General features: G+C 70.9%; 25 protein-coding genes. 9 read left to right on the top strand and 16 right to left on the bottom strand.

Going from position 1 to position 22213, the window contains the following annotated elements; genetic code table 11:
• Window positions 1-111 precede the first annotated feature (111 nt).
• The gene (locus ABIC30_RS16245; protein ID WP_020093581.1) at window positions 112-399 is read right to left on the bottom strand and encodes a hypothetical protein; all 288 of its coding nucleotides are present in this window, start codon (window positions 397-399) and stop codon (window positions 112-114) included.
• Between the two features lie 463 nt (window positions 400-862).
• Between ABIC30_RS16245 and ABIC30_RS16240 the strand changes: the two genes are divergently transcribed.
• Window positions 863-1093 carry a hypothetical protein gene (locus ABIC30_RS16240; protein ID WP_020093582.1) on the top strand — a complete coding sequence of 77 codons (231 nt, stop codon included), beginning with the start codon at window positions 863-865 and terminating at the stop codon, window positions 1091-1093.
• Window positions 1094-1104: 11 nt separating this feature from the next.
• Here ABIC30_RS16240 and ABIC30_RS16235 read toward each other — a convergent pair whose 3' ends face one another.
• From ABIC30_RS16235 to ABIC30_RS16225, 3 genes are all read right to left on the bottom strand, one after another.
• The gene (locus ABIC30_RS16235) at window positions 1105-1245 is read right to left on the bottom strand and encodes a hypothetical protein (RefSeq protein ID WP_012319948.1); all 141 of its coding nucleotides are present in this window, start codon (window positions 1243-1245) and stop codon (window positions 1105-1107) included.
• The gene (locus ABIC30_RS16230; protein WP_026604999.1) at window positions 1245-1490 is read right to left on the bottom strand and encodes a membrane-bound lytic murein transglycosylase EmtA; all 246 of its coding nucleotides are present in this window, start codon (window positions 1488-1490) and stop codon (window positions 1245-1247) included. The genes ABIC30_RS16235 and ABIC30_RS16230 overlap by 1 nt, the downstream gene beginning before the upstream one ends.
• A gap of 311 nt (window positions 1491-1801) precedes the next feature.
• Window positions 1802-3019: a flagellin N-terminal helical domain-containing protein gene (locus tag ABIC30_RS16225; protein WP_354455731.1), complete on the bottom strand. Its 1218-nt coding sequence runs from the start codon at window positions 3017-3019 to the stop codon at window positions 1802-1804.
• Between the two features lie 361 nt (window positions 3020-3380).
• Here ABIC30_RS16225 and ABIC30_RS16220 point away from each other — a divergent pair, with 361 nt between their 5' ends.
• Window positions 3381-3950: a glycosyltransferase family 2 protein gene (locus ABIC30_RS16220; protein WP_020093585.1), complete on the top strand. Its 570-nt coding sequence runs from the start codon at window positions 3381-3383 to the stop codon at window positions 3948-3950.
• Between the two features lie 49 nt (window positions 3951-3999).
• A complete protein-coding gene (locus ABIC30_RS16215; protein WP_020093586.1) occupies window positions 4000-4797 on the top strand; it encodes a hypothetical protein in 798 nt (265 codons plus the stop codon).
• 54 nt (window positions 4798-4851) lie between these two features.
• Here the strand turns inward: ABIC30_RS16215 and ABIC30_RS16210 are convergent, their stop codons facing one another.
• The 3 genes from ABIC30_RS16210 to ABIC30_RS16200 form a co-directional block, all read right to left on the bottom strand.
• Entirely contained in the window at window positions 4852-6063 is a 1212-nt protein-coding gene (locus tag ABIC30_RS16210; protein ID WP_020093587.1) for an ATP-grasp domain-containing protein, read from the bottom strand.
• Window positions 6064-6252: 189 nt separating this feature from the next.
• The gene (locus ABIC30_RS16205) at window positions 6253-8565 is read right to left on the bottom strand and encodes a Tex family protein (RefSeq protein WP_020093588.1); all 2313 of its coding nucleotides are present in this window, start codon (window positions 8563-8565) and stop codon (window positions 6253-6255) included.
• Between the two features lie 76 nt (window positions 8566-8641).
• A complete protein-coding gene (locus ABIC30_RS16200; protein WP_280141587.1) occupies window positions 8642-8764 on the bottom strand; it encodes a hypothetical protein in 123 nt (40 codons plus the stop codon).
• Between the two features lie 547 nt (window positions 8765-9311).
• Between ABIC30_RS16200 and ABIC30_RS16195 the strand changes: the two genes are divergently transcribed.
• The gene (locus ABIC30_RS16195) at window positions 9312-9512 is read left to right on the top strand and encodes a hypothetical protein (protein ID WP_020093590.1); all 201 of its coding nucleotides are present in this window, start codon (window positions 9312-9314) and stop codon (window positions 9510-9512) included.
• Between the two features lie 23 nt (window positions 9513-9535).
• On the opposite strand, the gene ABIC30_RS16190 is transcribed toward ABIC30_RS16195, so the two are convergent.
• From ABIC30_RS16190 to ABIC30_RS16180, 3 genes are all read right to left on the bottom strand, one after another.
• Entirely contained in the window at window positions 9536-9703 is a 168-nt protein-coding gene (locus ABIC30_RS16190; RefSeq protein ID WP_020093591.1) for a hypothetical protein, read from the bottom strand.
• 185 nt (window positions 9704-9888) lie between these two features.
• Window positions 9889-12048, bottom strand: a complete 2160-nt coding sequence (gene mdoH, locus ABIC30_RS16185; RefSeq protein ID WP_199778769.1) for a glucans biosynthesis glucosyltransferase MdoH — start codon at window positions 12046-12048, stop codon at window positions 9889-9891.
• A 52-nt stretch (window positions 12049-12100) separates the two neighbouring features.
• Window positions 12101-13669 carry a glucan biosynthesis protein D gene (locus ABIC30_RS16180; RefSeq protein ID WP_020093593.1) on the bottom strand — a complete coding sequence of 523 codons (1569 nt, stop codon included), beginning with the start codon at window positions 13667-13669 and terminating at the stop codon, window positions 12101-12103.
• A 167-nt stretch (window positions 13670-13836) separates the two neighbouring features.
• Between ABIC30_RS16180 and ABIC30_RS16175 the strand changes: the two genes are divergently transcribed.
• From ABIC30_RS16175 to ABIC30_RS16165, 3 genes are all read left to right on the top strand, one after another.
• Window positions 13837-14430 (top strand): ribosome hibernation promotion factor, encoded by a 594-nt coding sequence (locus tag ABIC30_RS16175; protein WP_026605000.1) that lies wholly within the window; start codon window positions 13837-13839, stop codon window positions 14428-14430.
• A gap of 144 nt (window positions 14431-14574) precedes the next feature.
• Window positions 14575-15042, top strand: coding sequence for a PTS IIA-like nitrogen regulatory protein PtsN (gene ptsN, locus ABIC30_RS16170; protein WP_020093595.1), 468 nt, complete (start codon window positions 14575-14577; stop codon window positions 15040-15042).
• Window positions 15042-15368, top strand: a complete 327-nt coding sequence (locus ABIC30_RS16165; protein ID WP_020093596.1) for a hypothetical protein — start codon at window positions 15042-15044, stop codon at window positions 15366-15368. Before ptsN ends, ABIC30_RS16165 begins: the two co-directional genes overlap by 1 nt.
• Window positions 15369-15394: 26 nt before the next feature.
• Here ABIC30_RS16165 and ABIC30_RS16160 read toward each other — a convergent pair whose 3' ends face one another.
• The 3 genes from ABIC30_RS16160 to ftsE all read right to left on the bottom strand — a co-directional run bounded on the left by ABIC30_RS16160 (window position 15395) and on the right by ftsE (window position 17980).
• Window positions 15395-16171: a YdcF family protein gene (locus ABIC30_RS16160; RefSeq protein WP_020093597.1), complete on the bottom strand. Its 777-nt coding sequence runs from the start codon at window positions 16169-16171 to the stop codon at window positions 15395-15397.
• 151 nt (window positions 16172-16322) lie between these two features.
• Complete coding sequence (locus tag ABIC30_RS16155; protein ID WP_020093598.1) at window positions 16323-17291, bottom strand: cell division protein FtsX; 969 nt, start codon at window positions 17289-17291, stop codon at window positions 16323-16325.
• Entirely contained in the window at window positions 17288-17980 is a 693-nt protein-coding gene (gene ftsE / locus ABIC30_RS16150; RefSeq protein ID WP_020093599.1) for a cell division ATP-binding protein FtsE, read from the bottom strand. The genes ABIC30_RS16155 and ftsE overlap by 4 nt, the downstream gene beginning before the upstream one ends.
• Window positions 17981-18161: 181 nt before the next feature.
• Between ftsE and ABIC30_RS16145 the strand changes: the two genes are divergently transcribed.
• Both ABIC30_RS16145 and ABIC30_RS16140 read left to right on the top strand, forming a co-directional pair.
• Window positions 18162-18938: a zinc-ribbon domain-containing protein gene (locus ABIC30_RS16145; protein ID WP_042670636.1), complete on the top strand. Its 777-nt coding sequence runs from the start codon at window positions 18162-18164 to the stop codon at window positions 18936-18938.
• Between the two features lie 122 nt (window positions 18939-19060).
• Entirely contained in the window at window positions 19061-20002 is a 942-nt protein-coding gene (locus tag ABIC30_RS16140; protein WP_020093601.1) for a helix-turn-helix domain-containing protein, read from the top strand.
• Window positions 20003-20007: 5 nt separating this feature from the next.
• Here ABIC30_RS16140 and ABIC30_RS16135 read toward each other — a convergent pair whose 3' ends face one another.
• From ABIC30_RS16135 to ABIC30_RS16125, 3 genes are all read right to left on the bottom strand, one after another.
• The gene (locus ABIC30_RS16135) at window positions 20008-21135 is read right to left on the bottom strand and encodes a glycosyltransferase family 2 protein (protein ID WP_020093602.1); all 1128 of its coding nucleotides are present in this window, start codon (window positions 21133-21135) and stop codon (window positions 20008-20010) included.
• A 149-nt stretch (window positions 21136-21284) separates the two neighbouring features.
• On the bottom strand, window positions 21285-21692 hold the full coding sequence (locus tag ABIC30_RS16130; RefSeq protein ID WP_020093603.1) for a thioredoxin family protein: 408 nt from the start codon (window positions 21690-21692) through the stop codon (window positions 21285-21287).
• Between the two features lie 123 nt (window positions 21693-21815).
• Window positions 21816-22130 carry a hypothetical protein gene (locus tag ABIC30_RS16125; protein ID WP_020093604.1) on the bottom strand — a complete coding sequence of 105 codons (315 nt, stop codon included), beginning with the start codon at window positions 22128-22130 and terminating at the stop codon, window positions 21816-21818.
• Between the last annotated feature and the right edge of the window lie 83 nt (window positions 22131-22213).

The following is a 22213-nucleotide window of genomic DNA, read 5'->3' as shown; positions in this document are numbered from 1 at the left end:
TTGGACGGCGGAGAGGGGTACGGACGGCCTCATCCGGAACAGGATAGGCCGCGACCGGTGCCGCTGGGATCGGGCCCGGGCCGGCGATACGCCGGTCGCGGCGCGCCGAGATCAGGCCGACCGGTGGCCGCGGACCCGGACCGGCGCGGCGACCGGGACGATCTTGCCCTGCTGGGCAACCTCGCAGAGGACCGCCACCATCGCGTCGGCCTGCGTCTCGAGGTCGGGCGGCCCGACATCGTCGCGCGTGTTACGCCAGGCGATGAAGATGCAGGCCAGGATGGCCGACGCGCTGGCTGCCAGGGGTGCGATGATCAGCGCGGCGAGGGCGCTCACCGGCGCCAGGATCGTGGCTGTCGCGAGACCGCTGACGATGGCTGCGGCTATCAAGACGATCATCGGAGCCTCGCCCGATCTGCGTGGCCGGATCCCGTGCCCGTCCACCGTCCTAGGATCACGTCACAAAGGTTTACGCTTCGTTAACGGGAAGCTTCCATCCGCTAATTCCGTGGCAGCTGTCCCGCCGATTGCTTGACGATCGCCCGTTCAGCGCCCGCGAGGACAGGTCGGGGCGCGGATTCGTGCCCCCGGCTCCGGTCAGCCGGGTCGCGCAACACGACGAGCTGCGCCGTGGTCGGCCCGATCGCGGACGCCGGCACGCCGGTGGCGCGGACTGTGCGGAGACTGTTCACGCCTTCGTGAGGTTACGCGCTGCAATCCGCTCGCGCAGCGTGTCGACCACATGCCCAGATGTGTTCAAACTGATACGATCGGATCAGGCCTAGTACAGGGCGATCCCTTGCTGCTCAGGGTTGGGCAATGATAGCCCTTGCGCGCCCGGCGTGTAGGAATTCTGTCTCCAATGGCCATCGATGTTCGAGCTGTCGCGCGCCTGCGCGAGATCGCAGCCGTCATTGGCTGTCCGGTCGAGGCCTTCTACGGACCGGATGGCGAGGCCGTCGACCTCGGCATGACGCACGAACTCTTTCACCTCTGGCACGCGATACAGGATCCGAATGCGCGTCAGCGGGTCCTGAACAGCGCGCGGCGTGAGGCTCTCGGCGACGCGGTCCCCGGGACGGCCGCCGAATAGCCGCCGCGCCGTCAGCGCCCCTGTGCGATCCAGCCCAGGACCGTCGCGCAGCGCTCGGCCTGCTCGCGGGTCAATCCCGACGCGACGGCGGCGCCGTTGCGGTAGACCACGAAGGTCCCGTCGTCGGTCGCGCGGATCTTGACGGACGCCATCACTCGGCTCCCGACGTGAGAGCCCGAAGCTGGGAGAGGCCGGCCGCGGTGATCTGCCAGACCGCCACTGGACCACCCGGATCCTCGAGCGGGTCGATCCGCCGGAGATGGCCGGTGCTCTCGAGCGCCGTCAGTCGGCTGTGGTCGCCGGGCCAGGACGCGTCCGCCCTCTGACGGATCGTGATCTGGTAATCCCGTGCCTCCGCTGCCTTGTTGAGGAGACGGCGCTGGTGGTTCACTCGCATCGGCACTCCGGCTCAGCTCGGGTCGGTACGCAGTAACTACGGACAGGCTGGCCGATACGGTTAAGCTTGGCAACCCCGCGGTCGCAACGGGCTCTGGATCGTCCTGTTCAGAGGGCGGGCGGCGGGAGCTTCGGATCACCGGCGCGGAGCCGCCCTGCCGCGTCGATCCTGCGCGGCGCTCCCTCGAGCCGGGGCGGTTGCCGGCGCGACGTCGGTTTCGGATGCCGGGCTCCACGATCGCGGGCGCGGACATAGTGAAAGGCCGACCGGGTTGCCCAGGCCGGCCTCTGTCGCTTCGCGGTGCGTGTCGCTTACCGCAGGAGCTGGAGGACGCCCTGCTGGGCGGAGTTGGCCAGCGACAGGGCCGAGATGCCCATAGACTGGCGGGTCGACAGCGCCTGCGAGTTGGCCGCCTCCTGGTTCAGGTCGGCGTTCGTCAGGTTGGCCGAGCCCGTCTGCAGCACGTTGATCAGCTGCTTGGAGAAGTCCTGGCGGTTCTGAACCACCGACAGGTTCGAGCCCAGGGAGCTCGCCGCGGATGTCAGCGAGTTGCCGGCGCTGGTCAGGGTCGCCAGAGTCTTGTTGACGTCCGAGTTCAGCAGGAAGTTGCCGAGGCCGTTCTGGCTCGACGAGTTGTTCGAGCTGGTGATCGACGACAGGCCGAGACCGCTCGCCGTGGCGTCGACCGAGGCGACGTTGAGGGTCGAGCTGCCGGTGTCGTTGAACTTGATGTTCAAGTCATTGCCCTTGCCGGCAATGAGGTTGACGCCGTTGTAGCTGGCGTCGCCGGCGAGCTGCGTGATCTGGTTGAGCAGGTTGTTGTACTGGTTGGCCAGCGAGGCGCGCTGCGTCACGCCCGAGATCGACAGGTCGCTGGACACCACGGTGCTGGCGGCGGTGCCGTAGGTCGAGGCGGTGGTGGCCGAGGCGGTGAAGCCGAGCGCCGTCTGGCTGCCGGAGTTCTGGAATTCCACGTCCGCCTGGGCGTTCAGGACGATCTTGGTGCCGGTGCTGTCGACCGAGAAGATCGCGCCGGCGCCGAACGAGCCGCTCGACGAGGTCGAGGCCGAGCTGACCGCAGAGTTCAGGGCCGCGACGGTGGCGCTGATGCTGGAGGAGGCGGCGACCGTGGCCGAGACCGAGCTGCCGTTGATGGTCAGGAGCACCGTCTGGGAGGCGGTGCTGGCGCTGTAGGCGTTGGCGGCGGTGCCGGTGGTGGAGAGCTGGGTCGAGAGCGCCTGGTTGGCGATCGACTTGGCCTGGTCCACGAGCTTCTGGATCGAGGTGATGCCCTGGTTGGCGGCCTGGATCGACTGGATACCGTTGGAGACGCCGTCGAGGAGCGAGTTCAGGCTCGAGGAGCGTCCGTCGAGGGCCTGGGAGGTGAAGAAGTTGGTCGGGTTGTCGAGGGCGGAGTTGACGGTCTTGCCGGTCGCGAGCCGGTTCTGGGTGGTCGCCATCAGCTGGGCGGTGTCCTGCAGCGAGAGCAGGTTCTGACGCGTGGCGGCCGACAGGGTGATCGAGGACATAGGTCTTATCTTTCTGATTTGATGCACCCGTTTCTCGGGTACGCCAGTAATCGCCCTTCAAATGTTTCGCGGGGGTTAAATCAATTGCTGACTCCGAGTGTGTCCGAAGTGATCGTTAATGAATCGATCCTTGAAGCGCTAAGTATTTACGGATCGCGGAGCGTGTTCAAGATCTATTAACCATCCGCAGCCATAAGCTGTGACGCAAACCAAGTCTGTCGCGCCTGCCCGACCGGTGCCGATCCGGTTCGGTCGGCGCGGCGGGTACGGGGCGCACCTTGCAGGGAGCTCAGATGTGATCGCTCAAGCGTCTGGTGATGTTGGCGCCGCGACCCCTTCAGCGTCGCCGAAGTTGCCCCATGTGGCGATCGCGATCCCCTGCGGGACCATGGTCCACGCGGACTTCGCCGTGAGCCTCGGATCGATGATGCACTCGCTCGGCGAGATGCCGATGTCGATCGTCGTCGGGAAGTCGTCGATCGTCGCCGATGCCCGCAACCTCGGCCTCGAATACGCGCAGAAGTACGGGGCGGAGTACGTCCTGTTCATCGACAGCGACATGACCTTCCCGAAGGACGCACTCCTCAAGCTCCTCGTAAGGCAGGTCGACATCATCGGCGCGACCTATTCCCGCCGCACCGCCCCGTTCCACTTCCTGGGCGACATCCTCCCGGAGCAGCCGGCCGACGCGCCGAAGGGTCTGCTGGAGATGTCCCGGATCCCGACCGGCTTCCTGCTGATCAAGTCCACGGTCTTCGAGAAGCTGAAGAAGCCCTATTTCCGCTTCCGCGTCGACGAGGAAGCCGGCGTGAACATCGGCGAGGACTTCGACTTCAGCGACCGCGCACGCGCCGCCGGCTTCCGGATCTGGTGCGATCCGTATCTCAGCAAGGAGCTCGGCCATATCGGCGAGCAATCCTTCAAGCTCTGACAGCGTTCCGCGCCGCGGCGCGCGACCCCCGACACGGTGAGGCGTGGGAATGAGGATCGCGATCATCACGCCGTCGAGGCTCAAACCCTCGACCCTGGCCGGAAAGGCCGGCCAGTACTTTTTGGAGCACGCGATCGCGAGCGCCAACGCCCAGGAGCTCGACCGGCCGGCGACGATCCACTTCTTCGTCGGGATCGACCCCGGGATCGAGATCCCGGCGCGGCTCGCCGCGCACCCGCAGACCACCTTCGCACGCGGCCCGCAGAGGGGCCAGATCCCCGCGCTGAACGCCGCCATTGCCGCCGTCGACGACAGCTGGGACCTCGTCGGCTTCCTCGAGGACGACGATCACTGGCTGCCGGCCTATCTGGGCTTCGCGCTGAGGGCCCTCGAGAGCTTCGATTTCGTCTCCTCGACGCAGCTCGAGACCGACGAGGCCGGCGAGGTGGTGCGGATCAACGACTTCGCGACGCCGTCGGGCTGGCTGATGCGGCGGACGACCTTCGCGCAGGTCGGCGCGATCAGCCCGGCCGCGAAGTGGCACTACGACAACGAGTGGCTCGGCCGCCTCGCCGAGACCGGCCTGCGCCGCGCCCACCTCGTCGAGGCGACGGCGCCCGTCACGCTGCAGGACGCGATCCAGGTCCGTCCGTGGCTCGCCAACGTCCTGCGCAACGGCGGCCCCAACGTGCAGCTCGTGCGGCACGGCTTCGTCCTGCCGCTGGTGTGCCGCCTCGTGCATCCGGGCTCCGGGACCTCGGATGTCGGCTCGGGCGGCACCTCCAAGGCCGAGAGCAACGCCGAGTACCAGCGGCTGGTCGACCGCTTCGGTCGCATCCCCTGGTGAAGGCGCCGGGTGGAGCACCCGACGCCCGCAGCCCCCCTGCCCGAGGCGGCCGACCTAGGCGGTCCGCCCCCGAGCCCGCCCCCGCAGCGCGTCCTGGAACGCGGCGAAGACCCGGCGCATCTGCGGGGCCTTGTAGGGGTACAGCTCCGCCGAATCCATGTCGTGGACGACCATCCCGGTATCGGCCTCGAAGACCAGCAGACGGCCGTCCGCGCTCTCGGCGCAGTCGATGATCAGGTAATCGAGGCCGATCCTGCGGTGGATCTCGGCGAACGCGGCGCGGTGGCGCTCGGCGAAGTCGGTGTCGAACGTGGCCATGGCGGCGGCCTCGACCTGCCGCTTCACCGGATCCTCCAGCATGCCGGCGTTGAGGTAGTGGATCATCCAGTGATCGCGGATGGCCATGTGGCAGAGGTAGGGCACACCGTCGATCAGTACGATGCGCAATTTCCGATAGAGGCCGTCGGGACCGCGGTAATCGCAGAACTGCGTGACGTAGAACGCCTCGGCCTCCGTCTGCGCGAGGTAGAGATGCAGGTCCTCCGACCGGTCGATCTTCTGGAGGTCGTTGCCGGCGTGCGTGTCCAGAGGGCGCACGAGGAGCGGGTATGTCGGTCCCTCGGCTCTGCGGGACGCCGCGGCGCTCAGGATGGAGCGGCTCACGCGGACGACCTCCGGCGCCAGGATCTCATCCGCCCCGCGGAGCGCGTCCGCGATCCCGTGGCGGGACGTCTTGAGGACGTGGCGCGGGTGATTGACGATCGGCCGCGTCCACTGGTCCGCCGCCGCCGCGAGGGCTTCCAGGAGCGGCTCGGCGGTCCGCGCGTAGGCGATGCCCGTGACGATGACGTCGTGCGCCGGCAGGTCGTGCGGGATCGGCTCGCCGGGGCGGAGATAGAGGTAGGTGAGGCCGAAATCGCCGTCGTTCAGCAGGAAGTCGATCGGCGTGTTGGCCATGAGATCGCCGGCCGTGACCAGGACGAGGACGCGAATCCGCGCCTGATCCGGGTTCGAGCGCAGCGAGAAGACCCGCTGTCCGTCCAGCACCTCTCTCTGGAGCGCGAGCCCCTCGGTGAAGCGGTGCTTCAGCAGCAGGATCGTCGCCATGTCCAGCGCCGTCCCGGCGTCGAGGGCGGAGTCTCCGCCCTCGGCGAGGATCTCGGCGGCCAGGGCGGCCATGTCGGCGCCCTCGAAGGCCGCCCGGATCAGGCGGGCCGGGCCGATCATCGGGTTCGGGTTGTCGATCCCCGCAACGTGCGCTTGCATCAGAGCCTCCGAGCCGTGGGGTCGCCGCAGCGATCCCGGAACCGCGATCAGGTGTTTCGAATCGCGCTCCGCGGCACGACGAACGCACTCTGACCGCACGGAGGTTTACGAAGCGCTAACCATGTTCTCGGTTCACCGGCGGCAGTCCCGGCCGCGACGCGGAGGCCGTGCACGCGCGTCAGGCGTGCCTCACTCGCGCCGCGGCGCGGCGCCCGCGCGCCGGAGAGCGTCGGCCAGCGCCCCGCCGGGGGCCTCACCCGGGCTCGGTCGGCTCCGCGGCGCGTCCTGCCGCGGCTCGGCCGTCCTCCGGGTCTGCTGGCCCGGCTCGACGGGATCGTCGAGCCGCAGCGACAGCGCGATGCGCTTGCGCGGGACGTCGACGCTGAGGACCAGCACCCGGACGACCTCGCCGATCCGGACGACCTCGGTGGGCGACGCGATCCGCCGCCGGGCCATCGCGGAGATGTGGACGAGCCCGTCCTGGTGGACGCCGATATCCACGAAGGCCCCGAAGGCCGCGACGTTGGTGACGACACCCTCGAGCTGCATCCCGGGCTTCAGGTCCCCGATTGTCTCGACGCCCTCCTGGAAGCGCGCCGTCTTGAATTCCGGCCGCGGGTCCCGCCCCGGCTTCTCGAGCTCGGCGATGATGTCGCGCACGGTCGGCAGGCCGAAGCGCGCGTCGACGAAGGGCTCCGGCGCGAGGCGGCCGAGGAGGGCGGCGTTGCCGAGCAGGACGTGGATATCGCTCTTCGTCGCCTGGAGGATGCGGCGGACCACCGGATAGGCTTCCGGGTGGACGCCAGACCCGTCGAGCGGGTCGTCACCGCCCTGGATGCGGAGGAAGCCGGCGGCCAGCTCGAAGGTCTTCGGGCCGAGCCCCGGGACCTTCTTGAGCGCCGCCCGCGTGCGGAACGGGCCCTGGGCGTCGCGGTGGGCGACGATCCGCGCCGCCATCGCGCCGCCGAGGCCGGAGACCTGCGCCAGCAGGGCCGGGGAGGCGGTGTTGACGTCCACCCCGACCGCGTTGACCGCGTCCTCCACCACCGCCGAGAGCGACCGCGACAGCTTCGCCTCGCTCACGTCGTGCTGGTACTGCCCGACGCCGATCGACTTGGGGTCGATCTTGACCAGTTCCGCCAGGGGATCCTGGAGGCGCCGAGCGATCGACGCGGCGCCGCGATGGGACACGTCGAGGTCGGGCAATTCCTTGGCGGCGATCTCGGAGGCCGAGTAGACCGAGGCGCCGGCCTCGGAGACCACGACCTTCGCCAGCGGCAGGTCCGGGTTCGCCGCGATGATCTCCGCGGCGAGGCGCTCGGTCTCGCGGGACGCGGTGCCGTTGCCGACAGCGAGAAGCTCCACGCCGTGCAGCCGGCAGAGCCGGCCGAGCGTCGCGACGGCCTCCCGCCAGCGCCGCTGCGGCTCGTGCGGGTAGGTCGTCTCCACCGCGACGACCCGCCCGGTCCGATCAGCTACCGCGACCTTCACGCCGTTCCGGTAGCCCGGATCGAGCCCCATCGTCGCCCGGCCGCCCGCCGGAGCGGCGAGGAGCAGGTCCTTGAGGTTCCCGGCGAAGACCGACACGGCCTCGTCCTCGGCCCGCTCGAACAGCCGGCCGCGCAGGTCCTGCTTGATCCCGGCCCGGATCTTCGTTCGCCAGGCCGTGCGCACCGTGTCGAGGAGCCAGGCATCGCCGGGACGCCCCCGCGCCGCGATCTCGAAGCGGCGGCAGATCGCCATCTCGAAGGGCCCGGGAAGGCCCGGCGCCGACTCCTCCCCCTCCGCGGCGAAGCCGACGTCGAGCACCTCTTCCCGCTCACCGCGGAAGATCGCCAGGATCCGGTGCGAGGGCATGCGCTCCAGCCGCTCGCTCCAGTCGAAGTAGTCCAAGAACTTCGCCCCCTCGTTCGCCTTGCCCTTGCGCACCTGCGAGACGAGCTGGCCGGTCCGCCAGTAATCCGCCCGCAGGCGCCCCACGAGGTCGGCATCCTCGCCGAAGCGCTCGATCAGGATGGCGCGGGCGCCCTCCAGCGCGGCCTCGGTGTCCGGCACGCCGCGCGCGTCCGACACGTAAGCGGTCGCGACCGCTTCGGGCGCGCGGTCGGGACGGCTCAGCAGGGCCTGGGCCAGCGGTTCGAGGCCGGCTTCGCGGGCGGATTGCGCCTTCGAGCGCCGCTTAGGCCGGAAGGGCAGGTACAGGTCCTCCAGCCGCGCCTTCGTGTCGGCGGCGTCGAGGGCCGCCGCCAGGGGCGGGGACATCTTGCCCTGGGCCGTGATGCTCGCGACGATCGCGGCGCGCCGCTCGTTGAGATCGCGCAGGTAGGACAGGCGCTCCTCCAGCCTGCGCAGCTGCGTGTCGTCGAGGCCGCCCGTATTCTCCTTCCGGTAGCGCGCGATGAACGGCACGGTCGCGCCGCCGTCGAGGAGCGCCACGGTGGCTGCGACCTGCGCCTCCCCGACACCGAGTTCCTCGGCGATCAGAGCGTTCACGGATTTCATGGGTTCTCCGACTGGAGTCGCGGCGACGGACGGGCTGCCTGGGTGGAGCGCCAAGCCGTCGGAAACAAGGCACCGGTCAGGGGCGCGGCTGCGCGTCCGCCCCGGCCTCCGCCTTCACGGCCCGGGCACAATCCAGGATGCGGTGCCGGGCATCGGGATCCTTGATCGAGAACCACAGGGTCAGCAATTCTTCGGTCATCGAACGGTCGTCCTGCGGGTCCGGATCGAAGAAGACGTCGACCGAACATCCGAGAGTCTCGGCCAGATCGCCGAGAAGGCGGCGCGACCGTTCGTTCGGGACTCTGCTGTGATCTGCCATCACGTCGATCCGCCTCGCAGCGCCACCGGGTGCTGCCGCCAGAATGCCCTCGACCCCGCCCGCAACGGGTCAGAGCATCGAGATCCAGACAATCCAGTCAAGTCCACGCGTCGCAGGACCGTCGCGGCGTCGGCAGCGCGGATGCCGCGGCGACTGTCACGGGGCCAGCGCAGTTCCTGGGGATAGCTGGCCGGCTGTCCGCTCATCCTGGCACGGATTTCGCACCCGATTGTTCAGGTCAGATCTCGATGGATAGCTGGCACGATGCTGAAGCATCGATCTCATCGCGCTCCGTCCGCGAAGACACTAGTCTTCAGCGGAAGTTCGCGGCGGCCGGCGCGCCTTGACGGTCGCGAAACAACGTCATCCGGATGTCACCCGCGGATGCAAGTCTTTCGCTCCGCATGTCCCGGACAGGGAGGCGCCCGTGCAATTCGAGATACGAGAGCGTAGCCGGTCGCTGTGGTCCTGGGTTCTTGTCAACGAGACTGACGAGCCCGTTCTCGAATCGCGACGCAGCTTCCCGTCCCGCGCCCAGGCCACGGCGGCGGCCCTGGCCTTCTCTCAGCTCGTCTCCCGTGCGGGGCGCAGCCTGGGCGGCGGCCCGCGTCAGGTCGGGTTCCTCTGACGGTAGCTTGCTCCGGTTCGGTGTCAGGTCGTCCGGATCCGGTGGCGCACGAGGCTCACGAGACTCGTGGCGGCGATGACGCAGCCGACGCCCATCGCGCCGAGGCAGCTGATGGTGCGGATCGGCTCGCCGCGGGCCAGGACGATGGCCACCGCGAGCGGCAGGAGCAGGAACACGAACAGGAGGGTCATGACCGGATCCGAATGACGATGCGCGAATCTAGGACCCGAATGGTTAATCACTTCTCACGTCTCGGTCCGGCTGGCGGCCTCGGTGGACCTCGCGATCCGGCCGCACCGACACGTCTCCGCGAGCGGCGCTGAGCGATCTCGGGCGCGCGCCGCGACCCGTCACTTAGCGGGCGGACGGACCGCGATCACCGTTCGCGTCCGTCGAGGCGGACGAGACGGTCGACCAGGGCCCGGTCGTGCAGGAGCGCCATCCGCTCTTTCGGCGAGAGCCACGCCTGCGCCTCCGCCACCGTCTCGGCCTCGCAGATCTTGGCGGTGGCCAGGGTCTGGTCCGGATCGATCGCGCCCCGGGGCCGCCGCTGTCCGAGGGGCAGCATCCGCGTGTGGTCACGCGCGAGGTCGGGATCGGCGTGTAGGGCCGCAAGGGCATCCGTCTCGTCGAACCCGTGCTCCGCGTTGCGGGCCGCGAGGGACGCGGCGCGGACCGCGATCTCCGGCGGGGTAGCCTCTTCCGGCGTAGCGAGGAGCAGGCGTCGCTTGAGCGCCAGGCCGAGCCCGAGCTGGCCGCTCGCCCAGGAGATCGGGATCGCCAGTACGAGACCCAGGATCGTCGGGCTCATCCAGAGGAACAGCGAGGTGGCGATCGCGAAGGCGGCGACGCCCGCCACCAGCCCCAGCAGCGTGTGCCAGCGATGGCGGACGACGATGTCGCGCAGCGGGATCGAGCCGTCGTCCCGCCGCTGCGGGTTCCATCCCGTGTCCCGTCCGAGCAGGATGCCCATCACGGAGCCCGACTGGATCACCATCGCCACCGGCGCCACCAGGGCGGATAGCAGGATCTCGACGAGGCTCGACAGGACGAGCCGTCCGGCGCCGCCGCAGGCGCGCCGCACCGGGCCGTCCAGCAGCGCCAGGATCAGGCCGAGGAACTTGGGTGCCAGCAGCACCGCCATGGTCAGGCCGAACAGCTGGAGCGCGCGGACCGGATCGAAGCGCGGGAAGACCGGCGAGAAGCCGGCGCCGCCGAAATAGTCCGGCCGCTCCGTGGCCGTCTGAAGCACCAGCAGGATACCGACCACCAGCTGCAGCAGCCACAGCGGTGAGGCGAGGTAGCCGGCGATGCCGGTGGCGAAGTGCTGCCGCGTCGCGGGATGCAGCCCGGCGGCGCCGATCACCCGCGCGTGCTGAAGATTGCCCTGCGCCCAGCGCCGGTCGCGCACCGCCACGTCGATCAGCGAGGGCGGGCTCTCCTCGTACGAGCCTGGCAGGCGATGGAGCATGTACACCGCCCAGCCCGCCCGGCGGATCAGGGCCGCCTCGACGAAGTCGTGGGATAGGATGTGTCCGCCGAAAGGCGGTTTCCCGGGCAGGTCCGGAAGGCCGCAGGAATCCGCGAAGGCGCGGGTCCGGATGATCGCGTTGTGACCCCAGTAGTTGCCGTCCCGGCCCGACCACGCGGCGAGGCCGGCGGCGATCACCGGGCCGTAGATCCGGGCCGCGAATTGCTGGAGCCGGGCGAACAGGGTGTTGCGGTTGATGATCAGCGGCAGCGTCTGGATGATCCCGGCGTCCGGGTCCGCCTCCATGGCGGCCGCGAGCGCCACGACGGCAGATCCGCTCATCAGGCTGTCGGCGTCCAGCACGAGCATGTGGTCGTAGCGCCCGCCCCAGCGGGTGACGAAATCGCCGATGTTCCCGGCCTTGCGGTGATGGTTCTTCGGCCGGTGCCGGTAGTAGAGCCGGGCCTCGGGGCCGAGCCGGCCGCGCAGGTCGAGATAGGCCCGCTCCTCGGCGATCCAGGCATCGGGCTGGGTGGAGTCCGACAGGACGAACCAGTCGAAATGATCGCCCAGCCCGGTCGCCTCGACCGCCTCGCGCATGGCCTCGATGCCCGCGAAGGTGCGGGCTGTCGCCTCGTTGTAGACGGGCATCAGGATCGCGGTCCGCGTGCGCAGCGCGGCCGGGTTCGGCGCCGGCCGGGACCGGCGCAGCAGCGTCGCGAAGCCGAGCACCGCGCTGGTGAAGGCGAGCGCGATCCACGAGAAGGTCAGGCAGAACAGGACGACCAGCACGAGCTGGAGCGCGGTCGGGCTGCCCGAGACCGACACGGTCTCCACCATCTGCCAGCCGCCGAAGGCCGTGAGCGCCAGGGCACCGCCGAACACCAGGACCCGCTCAGGCCAGGGCGTCCGGACCCGGCGCTCCGGCCGGTGACCGAGCCCCGGATCCCAGCGCGCCAGATCCTGGACGGGCATCGACAGGGGTGCCTCGGGCGGCAGATAACGGCCGCCGTCGGTCACGGTCTCGCGCCCGGAACCGGCGTCCGTCGCTGGCGGCAACATCATGGTCTCGTCCAGTCGCACGGGGGAGGCCGTTCCTCAGCAATCGGGTCGGGGTTCAGGGTGTCCAGCGAAACAGCCAGGTTTCGCTGGCCCGGGCCTGGCCGCGCCGGAGCGCGAGACGCAGCTCGCTCGCGCGCTCGCTCCCCGGATCGAGCTCGAACAGGATCCGCAGCGTCTTACGATCGGGGTACCGAAACCGTTCCTGGCGCGTGATCGTCCCGGCCGAGGAGCCGAGGTCGACGTCGATGTCGCCGGGCTGGAACAGCGCGTCGCCCTCGAAATCGACGGCGAAGAGGCGGCGGTTCCCCGTGCTGCCGTGGCCGCAGCGGCTGTCGCGCACCCGGGCGATCTCCGGCGGCAGCGGGTCCGGCCAGCCCTTGGACCAGTGCTGCCGGCACTGGAAGCGCATCTCCGCGCCCTTCGCGAGCTTCGCCTTGGGCCGCCAGTAGGCGAACACGTTCTCGTTGAGCTCGGAATCGCTCGGGATCTCCAGCAGCGTGACCGCGCCCTCGTTCCAGTCGTCGAGGGGCTCCAGCCAGAGGGACGGTCGCTGCTCCCAGTGGCGCCGGTCGTCCTCGAAATCGTCGTAGGCGCGGGCGCGCTGCATGAGGCCGAAGCCCTTGGGCCCGCGATCCACGAAGGCCGAGACCTGCAGCGCCTCGGGATTGTGAACCGGGCGCCAGATCGGCTCGCCGTAGCCGTTGTGGATCGCCAGGCCCTCCACCGAGAAGGCCGCGGCGCGCAGGTCGTCCACGCGGTTCCGGTCGAGGGGCCCGAACAGGTAGCTGCCCTGCATGCCGCCGAGACCGATATGGTCGAGTTCGGCGCGGGCGAAGACCGTCCCGTCGATCTGCGCCGTGGAGACGTCGCGGCCCGGCGTCAGCGTGATCTTGAACGCCGCGGTCGCCGATTCCGATTCCGCGAGGGCGTGGACGATGACCGGCTGGCCCGCCCGCGGCGCCTCGACGAACAGGGCCCGGAACAGCGGGAATTCCTCGCCGCGGGAATCCGCCGGCCGCAGGGCGAGCGCCCGGGCGTTGATGCCGAAATCCTGGCCCTCGGCGACGAGGCGGAAGAACGAGGCGCCCTGGAACAGGGCGAAGTTCGACAGCCCGTCGGCACCGTCGAACCGGGCGCGCAGGCGGAAGCCCGAGAAGGCGGTGTCGGCGGTCAGGTCGGGCAGGTCGAGGCCCGGCGCCGCGATGGCGGACTTGTCGTACCCGACCGGCTGCACCACGCCGTTCTCCACGACGAATAGCGACACCGGCGTCTCGAAGATCGAGCCGCGCAGCAGCGGCTCCAGGACGTAGCCGGTATTCCGGTCGGCCCAGACCGCGCGGCCCTCCGCGGGACGGATCGCCTCGTAGGCCTCGCGGGAGAGGTTCTTGAGAACCGTCGGCACGTCGCCGGTCTTCGGGGCGGCGTAGGGGGCGGCGGCCCGGGCGCGGGCGAGGTCGGTCAGCGTGCCCGCCGCGAATGCCTCGCCGGCGCCGGGCAGGGGCGGGGCCTTCTCCGGGTCGGCCGCCCGCGCGGCTGCCGGGAGCAGGCCCGCGGCAGCGCCGAGCGCGCCCCCCAGGACGGCGCGGCGTGTCGCGGTGGCGGAGAATCCGGGATCGATCATCATGCAGGCGGTCGTCTCACGTCGCAAGGCAAGGTGCGGGAGGCCCCGTGTATACGGACAGGCCGGCTGAACCCAGCGTTAAGCAAGCGCTTGAACCGCAAGGGGCTCCGTTGACTTAACCCGAGCCGGCTCTCTAATTCGGCCGACTGCATCGGAACGGGGGAGGCAGCATGGGATCGTTGCGAGTGACTGGCCACGGCGTGGATCTCGGCGAGAGTCTGCGCGGCCGCGTCGAGGAACGGATGTCGGCGATCCAGGCGAAGTATCTCGACTCGCACATGCACGATTCCTGCAACGGCCACGTCACGCTCCGGCGCGACGGCACAGCCTTCCGGACGGATTGCGTCCTGCACCTCGTCTCCGGCCTGACGATCGAGGCCAACGGCTTCGCGCACGACGCGCGGTCGAGCTTCGAGCAGACCGCGGAGCGTCTGGAGACCCGTCTGCGGCGCTACAAGCACAAGCTGAAGCAGCACGCGACGGGCCCGGGGGACGACGCGGCAGTCGAGGCCGCCTACGCGGTGTTCGCCGCCCCGGAGGTGGAGGAGGACGACGCCGCCGAGGGCGACGCCCACCCGCCGATCGTCGCCGAGAGCACCAAGACCCTCCAGCGCCGCACCATCGGCGAAGCGGTGACGGCCCTCGACATGACGGGATCCCCAGTGGTTGTGTTCGTCCACGCTGGCACCGGCCGCGTCAACGTCGTATATCGGCGGAGCGACGGAGCGATCGGCTGGGTGGACCCGCCGAACGCCACCGAGTGACGCCGCGGGTCGGGAGGAACGGAGCCGGAACCGGCTGGTTTCCCCGCTTATTGAATCTGGTGGGGGCGCGGCCGGAACGGTCGTCGATGCCCCTGCGACGAGGCCCGCTTCCTCGCGAACGGGCGACGGGGCAACGGTCGTTCGATGCCAGTTCTGGAATTCCTCGACCCCGACTCGGTCGTGCCGGCCCTGCGCGCCCGCGCCAAGAAGCAGGTGCTGCAAGACCTCGCCGCGCAGGCTGCGCGGCGCCTGCCCGCCCTCGGTGAGCGCCCCGTCTTCGACACGCTGCTCCAGCGCGAGCGGCTCGGGTCGACCGGCATCGGCGACGGCGTGGCGATCCCGCACGGCAAGCTGCCCGGTCTCGACCGTCTCTTCGGGCTGTTCGCGCGCTTCGACCGGCCGGTGGACTTCGAGGCGCTCGACGGGCAGCCCGTGGACATCGCCTTCCTGCTGCTCGCGCCCGAGGGCGCCGGCGCCGATCACCTGAAGGCCCTCGCGCAGGTCGCCCGCATCCTGCGCGAGCCGGGCATGCTCGCGCATATCCGCGCCGCCCGGGACGCCGGCGCGCTCTACGCGCTCCTGACGCGCTCGACGGCACCGCAGGCCGCGTGATGATCCAGAGCTTCCGAACGGCCGCCGCCCTGACCCTCGCGGCCGGCATCTCCGGCGCCGCCGCCCAGGGCGAGACCACCTGCGCGCGCGACGTCCTGGTGGCGCAGTCGATGCAGCGCCAGGCCCTCGAGCAGCTCGAGCAGGCGGACGGGGACGACGCCAAGAACTGCCGCGTCTGGCGGCGCCACGTGGAGACGATGCGCCGCGTGGCGAGCGTCTACGGTCGCTGCCTGTCCGGTTCGGAGCGCGGCGAGCGCCTCGCCCAGGTCCAGGGGTCGGACCGCGAGTTCTCGGCCGCGATCAAGGCCCGCTGCAAGGGGCTGTAGGGGCGGGGGTGGCGCGCGCCGCGCCCTCAATCCACGCCGCGGAGCATGAGCGGCTCGGCCACCATCTTCACCGGCTTGCCGCGCCCGATCAGGATCGCCGCGCGGGAGCGTTCGGGATCCGCCTCGAAGCGCGTGCGGACCCAGCTGACCAGGAACTTCATGTATTCCGAGGCCAGGAGGCGCGCGGCCGGCGGGTTCTTCCACCAGCGATCGGCATCGAAGGCCTCGCTCACGACCGGATGCGGCAGGACGCGGTCGCTGTCCTGGAGGGCGTGGTCGAGTTCGACCAGCGTCCGCGGCATGTGGTAGTTCGAGGTCACGACCGCGACGGTGCTGAACCGGTGCGCGCGCATCCAGCGGCGCGTCTCGATGGCGTTCCCGATCGTGTTGCGCGCCCGGTAGTCGAGATCCACGCAGCAGGCGATCAGGGCGCGCTGGGTCGGGTTCAGCCGGGCGATCTCGTCGCGGCTGGTCCGCTCGTTGACCCCGGTGATGAGCAGGCGCCGCCCGTAGCCGCCCGCGAGCAGGTCGATCGCGTCGCCGATCCGCTGGGCACCGCCGGTCAGCGCGACGATCCCGTCGGCCCGGTCGGTCGGCGTCCGCTCCTGGCGGGCGAGCGCGCCGACGAACACGAGAAAGCCCGCGAACAGGGCCAGCATCCCGAGCCCGGCGCCGAGGCCGCAGGTCCAGAGCGCGATCCGCCGCCGGTCGCGCGGGCGCGCGGCGGCGCGGCGCGGGAGACCCCACTCGTGCCAGGCCCAGCCGACAACGTCGGTCGAGGGCGGATCCGATGCGCGCAGCATACGCGTGGTCATCCTCCGGAGAATCGGCGCCGATTGCGGCGGCTCGGAGGCCGGCGCGGTCGGCTGTTTCCACACCGCAACGATAAAGTTTCCAGATGGTAAACGCGCTCGGAAGACCCCCTATTTCCACGTCTTCGTGACGCAGCAGGGATCAGGCCAGGAAGCGCCGCACGGTCACGCGCGAGACGACGCCCGTGACGAGGGACGCGATCACGCCGATCAGGATCACGCTGGCGTAGCCGCGCAGGCCGATATGGAACGCGCCGAACAGCGCCTCGACCTCCTGACCGGCCGGTCCGGAGCGCGCGGCCCGGGCGAGGAGCCCGGCGATCACGAAGGCCACGAGGGCCAGACCGGCGCCGATCGCGCCGCCGCGCAGGCCCAGGCCGAAGAACCGCCGCTGGAACGCGCGGGCGATGTAGTCGTCGTCGGCGCCGACGAAATGCAGCACTTCCACCACCTCGCGGTTGCTCGCCATGGCGCCGCGTGTCGCGAAGGTCACCGCGAGGCCGGTGGCGATCAGGACGAGCAGCACGAGCCCGATCCCGATCCCGACGAAGGCGTTGGCGGCGGTCGAGAGCCGCTGCAGCCAGAGGGCGTGGTCGTCGAGGCTGGCGACGCCCGGCAGCGCCTCGACGAGGCGTGATCGCAGCCGCTTCAGGTCGGCCGCCTGGCTGCTGGAGAGCTTGAGGGCGATGAGCCGCGGCACCGGCAGGTCGGACAGGTCGAGCCCGGTCCCGAGCCACGGCTCGAGCAGGCGCTCCGCCTCGGCCTTGCTGAACACCCGCGTCTCCGCGATCCCGGGTTCGGCCTTGGCGATGCCGTCGGCGCGCGCGACGTCGGCGTCGACGTCGCGGCCGGGACCGGGCCGGACCTGGATCGTGACCTCCCGCGCCACGTCGCCCTGCCACTGGGCGGCGTTGGTCGCGACCATCTCGGCCGCGCCCGCGCAGAGGCCGGCGAGGAAGGTGAGGATCGCGATGACCGCCGCGAGGGAGCGCCCCGCCGCCGTGTCGGTGGGCACCAGCGGCGCGTTGCGGCGCAGGTTGGCCGGCATCGACGGGTCGGGCGGCACGGCCGATCCACCGGCCTTCGTCCGCGGCATCGCCTGAGTGCTCATTCCTCGATCCGCAGCCGGCCTTCGCCCAGGACCATCCGGCGGGCATCGACGGCGTCCATGATGCCGAAATCGTGGGTGGCGATGATGACCGAGGTCCCGAGCTTGTTCAGCTCCAGGAACAGGCGCAGCAGCCGCCGCCCGAGGCCCGGATCGACGTTGCCGGTCGGCTCGTCCGCGAGCAGCAGGTCGGGCCGCGCGATCAGCGCGCGGGCGATGGCCGCGCGCTGCTTCTCGCCGCCCGAGAGCAGCGGGGGCAGGGCGTGCATGCGCTCGCCGAGGCCAACCCAGCGCAGCAGTTCCACCACCTCGGCCCGGTAGCTGGCCTCGGCCCGGCCCTGGACGCGCAGGGGCAGGGCGACGTTCTCGTAGGTGGTCAGGTGGTCGAGGAGCCGGAAATCCTGGAACACCACGCCCATCCGGCGCCGGAGCCCGGTCAGCGCCTTCGCGGAGATGTCGCTCACCTCCTCACCGAAGATCGAGACGAGCCCGCGGGTCGGCCGCACCGACAGAAGGATCAGGCGCAGCAGCGTCGTCTTCCCGGCGCCGGACGGGCCGGTCAGGAACTGGAAGGAGCGCGGCGCGATGCGGAAGCTCACGTCGGACAGCACCTCCGGCCCGAGGCCGTAGCGCATGCCAACATTCTCGAACTGCACCACCGGCCGCTCCGCGCCGGGCAGCAGGCTCTTCATGCTCGCCTGTAGGTTCAAAGCCGTGCCGTATCTCGTCTGTCCGTCCCTCGGGAATCGCCGGAGCGGCGGGCGTTTTCAAGGCCTCGGGGATTTCACGGCCCCTTAACCCTGTTCGGGCACACTTCTTCAAGCAATTCACAGTCCGGCCCGGTCGCGGCCGATCGATGCGAGTATGGCGCGGATGCTGATCGCCTGCCCGAGCTGCGCGAGCGAATATCGCATCGACGCCAGCAAGGTCGGCATGGAGGGCCGTTCGGTCCGCTGTGCCGCCTGCCGCGAGACGTGGTTCATCTCGCCCGCCGACGTCCTCGCCGGCCACGAGGCGGAGCTCGCCGCGCAGGCCGAGACCGATCCCCTCGCGGACGCGGCCTGGGAGGAGGCGACCGCCTCGGTGCGGAATGCCACCGACGTTCCGGCGCCCGAATCCCGACGGTCCGCCAAGCGCAAGTCCGCCGGGAAGGCCGCCGGGAAGGCGCGCCGCGCGATCCCGGGTCTGACCCCGTCGCTGGCTCTCGGCCTGACACTCCTGGCGGCGATCCCGCTCGTCTGCCTCGCCCGGACCAGCGTGGTCCGGGCCGTCCCGCAGACCGCCTCCCTGTTCGCGCGCATCGGCCTGCCGGTGAACGTGCGCGGGATCGAGATCCGCGACGTCGTCGCCTTCAACAACCCGGCCGAGGACGACAGTCCCGCGGAACTCGTCGTCGAGGGCGACCTCGTCGGCGTCGCGCGCTCGGACGCGCCCGTCGCGCCGCTGAGCGTCGAAATCCGCGACGCCGGCGGTCGGACGATCAAGACCTTCACGGTCGCGCCGCCGCGGACGATCCTCGCCGCGACCGAGACCGCGCGATTCCGCGCGAGCCTGCCGTCGCCGCCGGCCGCTGGGCGCGCGGTGGTGCTGCGTTTCGCCGACGCGTCCGCGACCCGCTCCGACCCTCGGGTGGCGGCGGCGGATCGGTGAGGCAGGTCCGCGCCGGCAATTAGCTCAGGTTGCGCCTCTCCCGCGGATCGGCAACCTTCTCGACGGCGCTCCCGTTGCGGGCGTGAGCGTCGGCCGACGTCGGCGTATGGGATCGCCGTGCCTTGAGTGTTCGCGAAACCGTTCCCATCGTCGTCGAGACGACCGACTCGGTCGATCAGAAGCGCGCCTTCGACTACTGGCGCAGCACGGCACTGGCGCGCGTCGACGCGACGCCGCTGGCACCCGACATCCCGTTCGCGGCGGGCCGCCGGCTCGCGATCACCCGTCACGGCGCGATCCTGCACACCCTGAGCAAACCGATCGGGGTCGAGCGCACGACGCAGCACGTGCGCCGGGACGGGCGCGACGACATCGCGATCGTGCTCCTCGTCCAGGGCAGCGGCTACATCGAGCAGGGCAACAGCGGCGCCGTGCTGGGCGCCGGCGACATCGCCGTCCATGCCATGGACCAGCCCTTCGCGATCGGCAGCCGCGATTCCTACGAGGAGATCCGCCTCCAGGTGCCGCGCGCCGCCTTCGTGAGCCAGGTCGGCAGCGTGCACGCCTTCGCCGGGCGCGGTCTCCGCGCGACGCCGCTCAGCGGCCTGTTCGCGACCTATCTGCGGTCGTTCTCCGAGACGGTCGGCGGTATGTCGGAGGCGGAAGCCGGCATCGCCCTCGAGGGCGTCCTGCACCTGCTGCGCGCCCTGGCCGACCGCCAAGGCGAGACGGCCGGCGACGAGCTGTCCGGGGACGCCGTACGGGCCCTGGCCCTCGCCCATATCGAGCGCCGACTGCACGATCCCGCCTTCGGGCCGGAATCGCTGCCGACGGCTCTGCGGGTCTCGCGAAGCCGCCTCTACGCGGCTTTCAGCGGCGACGAGGGCGTGGCGGCGAAGATCCGCGACGCCCGGCTCGACCGGGCCTACAGGCGGCTCCGCGGCGGCACGCGGATCGGGTCGGTGATGACGAGCTGCGGCTTCACCGACGCGGCCACCTTCAGCCGCGCCTTCCGCCGCCGGTTCGGCGTGGCGCCTCGGGACGTGCTGGAACGCCGCCCCTGACGGAGTCAGATGCGGCTGCCGCGCGGGTCGGAGACCGTCCGCCCGGGCGCGACCGCGCCCGCGAGCCGCTGCGCCACGCCGATGAACCCCAGGCCGAGGCGGATCGCGACGACGCCGACCCGCGCGATCCGGATCTGCCCGGGCAGCTGGCGCGGGCCGATCGGGCGGTAGGCGAGGCGCGGGCTGGCGCGCTCCGCCTCCGCGATGGCCTGACCCAGCGGGAGGGACGCGATGCGCCGCGCCTCCGGCGGAACGATGCCGATCGCCCGCGCCCAGCCGTCGCTCCGCGCGAGCGCCCCGCGCCCGTGCATCTGGCGGAATCGCCGCCGCCAGAGGTAGCGCCGCACGGCGCGCGGGAAGGTCTCCATCCGGGCATCGCAGAGCGCGTCGGGCTCCTCGCAGCGGGAGCGGATCGTGTCCGCCACGCCGCCCGGCGCGCGCCCGGCGAGGCGGGCCGAGATGGTCACGCAGACGTCGGTGGCGTGCCGGACCCGCAGCCCGTGTTCCAGCAGCCGGGCGATGAAGGCGCCGTCCTCGCCGAGCGGGATCTCGGGCATGCCGCCGACGGCGAGGTACGCGCTGCGGGTCACCGCGAGGGTCGCGCCGATTGCGGTCCGGTGGCAGGGCCAGGGGTCGTTCGGATCGGGATCGATCCGCGCCTCGGCCTCGGTGATCAGGGCGTCGTAGGTGTCCTCCAGCCGGCCGCGGGCGGGGAGCGAGGGCGGCAGCAGCGCCGCCTCCGCCGCGTCGAGCTCGACCCGGCCGGCCACAGCGTCGGCCCCGGCCTCAATCGCCGCGCGATTGCGCGCCACCCAGTTGGGCGGGACCCGGCTGTCGGCGTCGGTCGACAAGATGATCCCCGCATTCCCCGCATCACCCAGCCAGGCGGCGGCGGCGTCCATGGCCCGGCGCCGGGCCCATCCGGCATGGGCGCCGGAAAAATTCTCGACGGACACGCGGACCGGGATCGACAGCGTCGGCACCAGCGCGGTGACGAGGGCCTCGGTGCCGTCCGTGCAGTTGTTCAGGAACAGCACGAGCCCGACGCGCCCCGATTCGGCACCCTCCTGGGCGTCGATCGCCCGCAGGCACGCGGCGATCCGCTCCTCCTCGTTGCGCACGGGCACCGCCACGATCGCATCGGGACCCGGGACGTCTGACAAAGGGGGGCTCGACACCGGTGATCATCTCCGCCGGACCCGTCGTGCGGGTCTGGATCGGGCTTATGCCGGAGCTTCCCTGAACGGGACCGGACCGGGGAGACCTAGCGACGCGCCGCCGGTCAGAGGGTCTTCTCGACGAAGCCCTCGATCCATTCCGGCTGGGTCTCGCCGACCGAGCGGCCGACCTCGGTCTCGCCCTTGTAGGCGATCAGCGTGCTCTGCATCCGCACGTTCAGGCGGCGCAGCAGCTCCTTCTGGCTATCGAAGTCGATGTCGAAGATCTGGAGATCCTTGAAACGCGGCTCGGCCGCGAGTTTCGCGAGGATCGGCTTCTGCGTCCGGCAGATCGGGCACCACGGGGCGCTGACCGCGATCAGCACCGGCTTCCCGCCCTTCTGCGCGGCCTCGAAGGCCGCGTCCGAGAACGGCCGGGTCTCGCCCGCCAGGGCAGCGGTCGGGACCTCGAGCAGGGCCGGGCCGGCGAGGGCGAGGCCGACGAGCGCGAGGACGTGACGGCGGCTCTTCATGGCATGCGATCCTCCCGCGACCCCGTCGGCGCGGGGGGCTGCTGGTGGCGGGATGCTACGTCGCGCGCCCGGCCCCGTCCCTGTGACCTGTGCGCCCCGGAGACGGAAAGCCCCCGCGCCGGATCACATTGTCGAGACGCCGGACGGCGGCGCGTCGGACGACCGGTCCTCCGCCACGAGCGCCGCGATGTCGTCGGGATCCACCGCGTCGATCGGGCGCCGGATCTTCAGGGCGCGCGTGGGCGCGCCGGCGCGCATCACCAGCACGATCGTCTCCATGTCGGGGCAGCCCGGATCGGCGCAGGCGATCTCGTTGACCGCCAGCGTGTCGGCCTCGCCGAGGCCGAGGGCCGTCCGCAGATCCTGCTTCAGGCGCGCCGCGATCGCGGCGCGCTCCGCCGAGCGGGCCCGCCACGCCTTGAGGCTCACGAAAGCCATGCGCGATGCTCGTTGTCCTGCCGTGGAAGCCCGGTTGCGGATGTGTAACACTGTTACAGTTTTCCGGGGGCGGTCAAGCGTCG

The sequence above is a fragment of the Methylobacterium sp. 1030 genome (genome assembly GCF_040544715.1).
Classification (GTDB): domain Bacteria; phylum Pseudomonadota; class Alphaproteobacteria; order Rhizobiales; family Beijerinckiaceae; genus Methylobacterium.
This window is presented reverse-complemented; position numbering and strand designations above follow the sequence as displayed.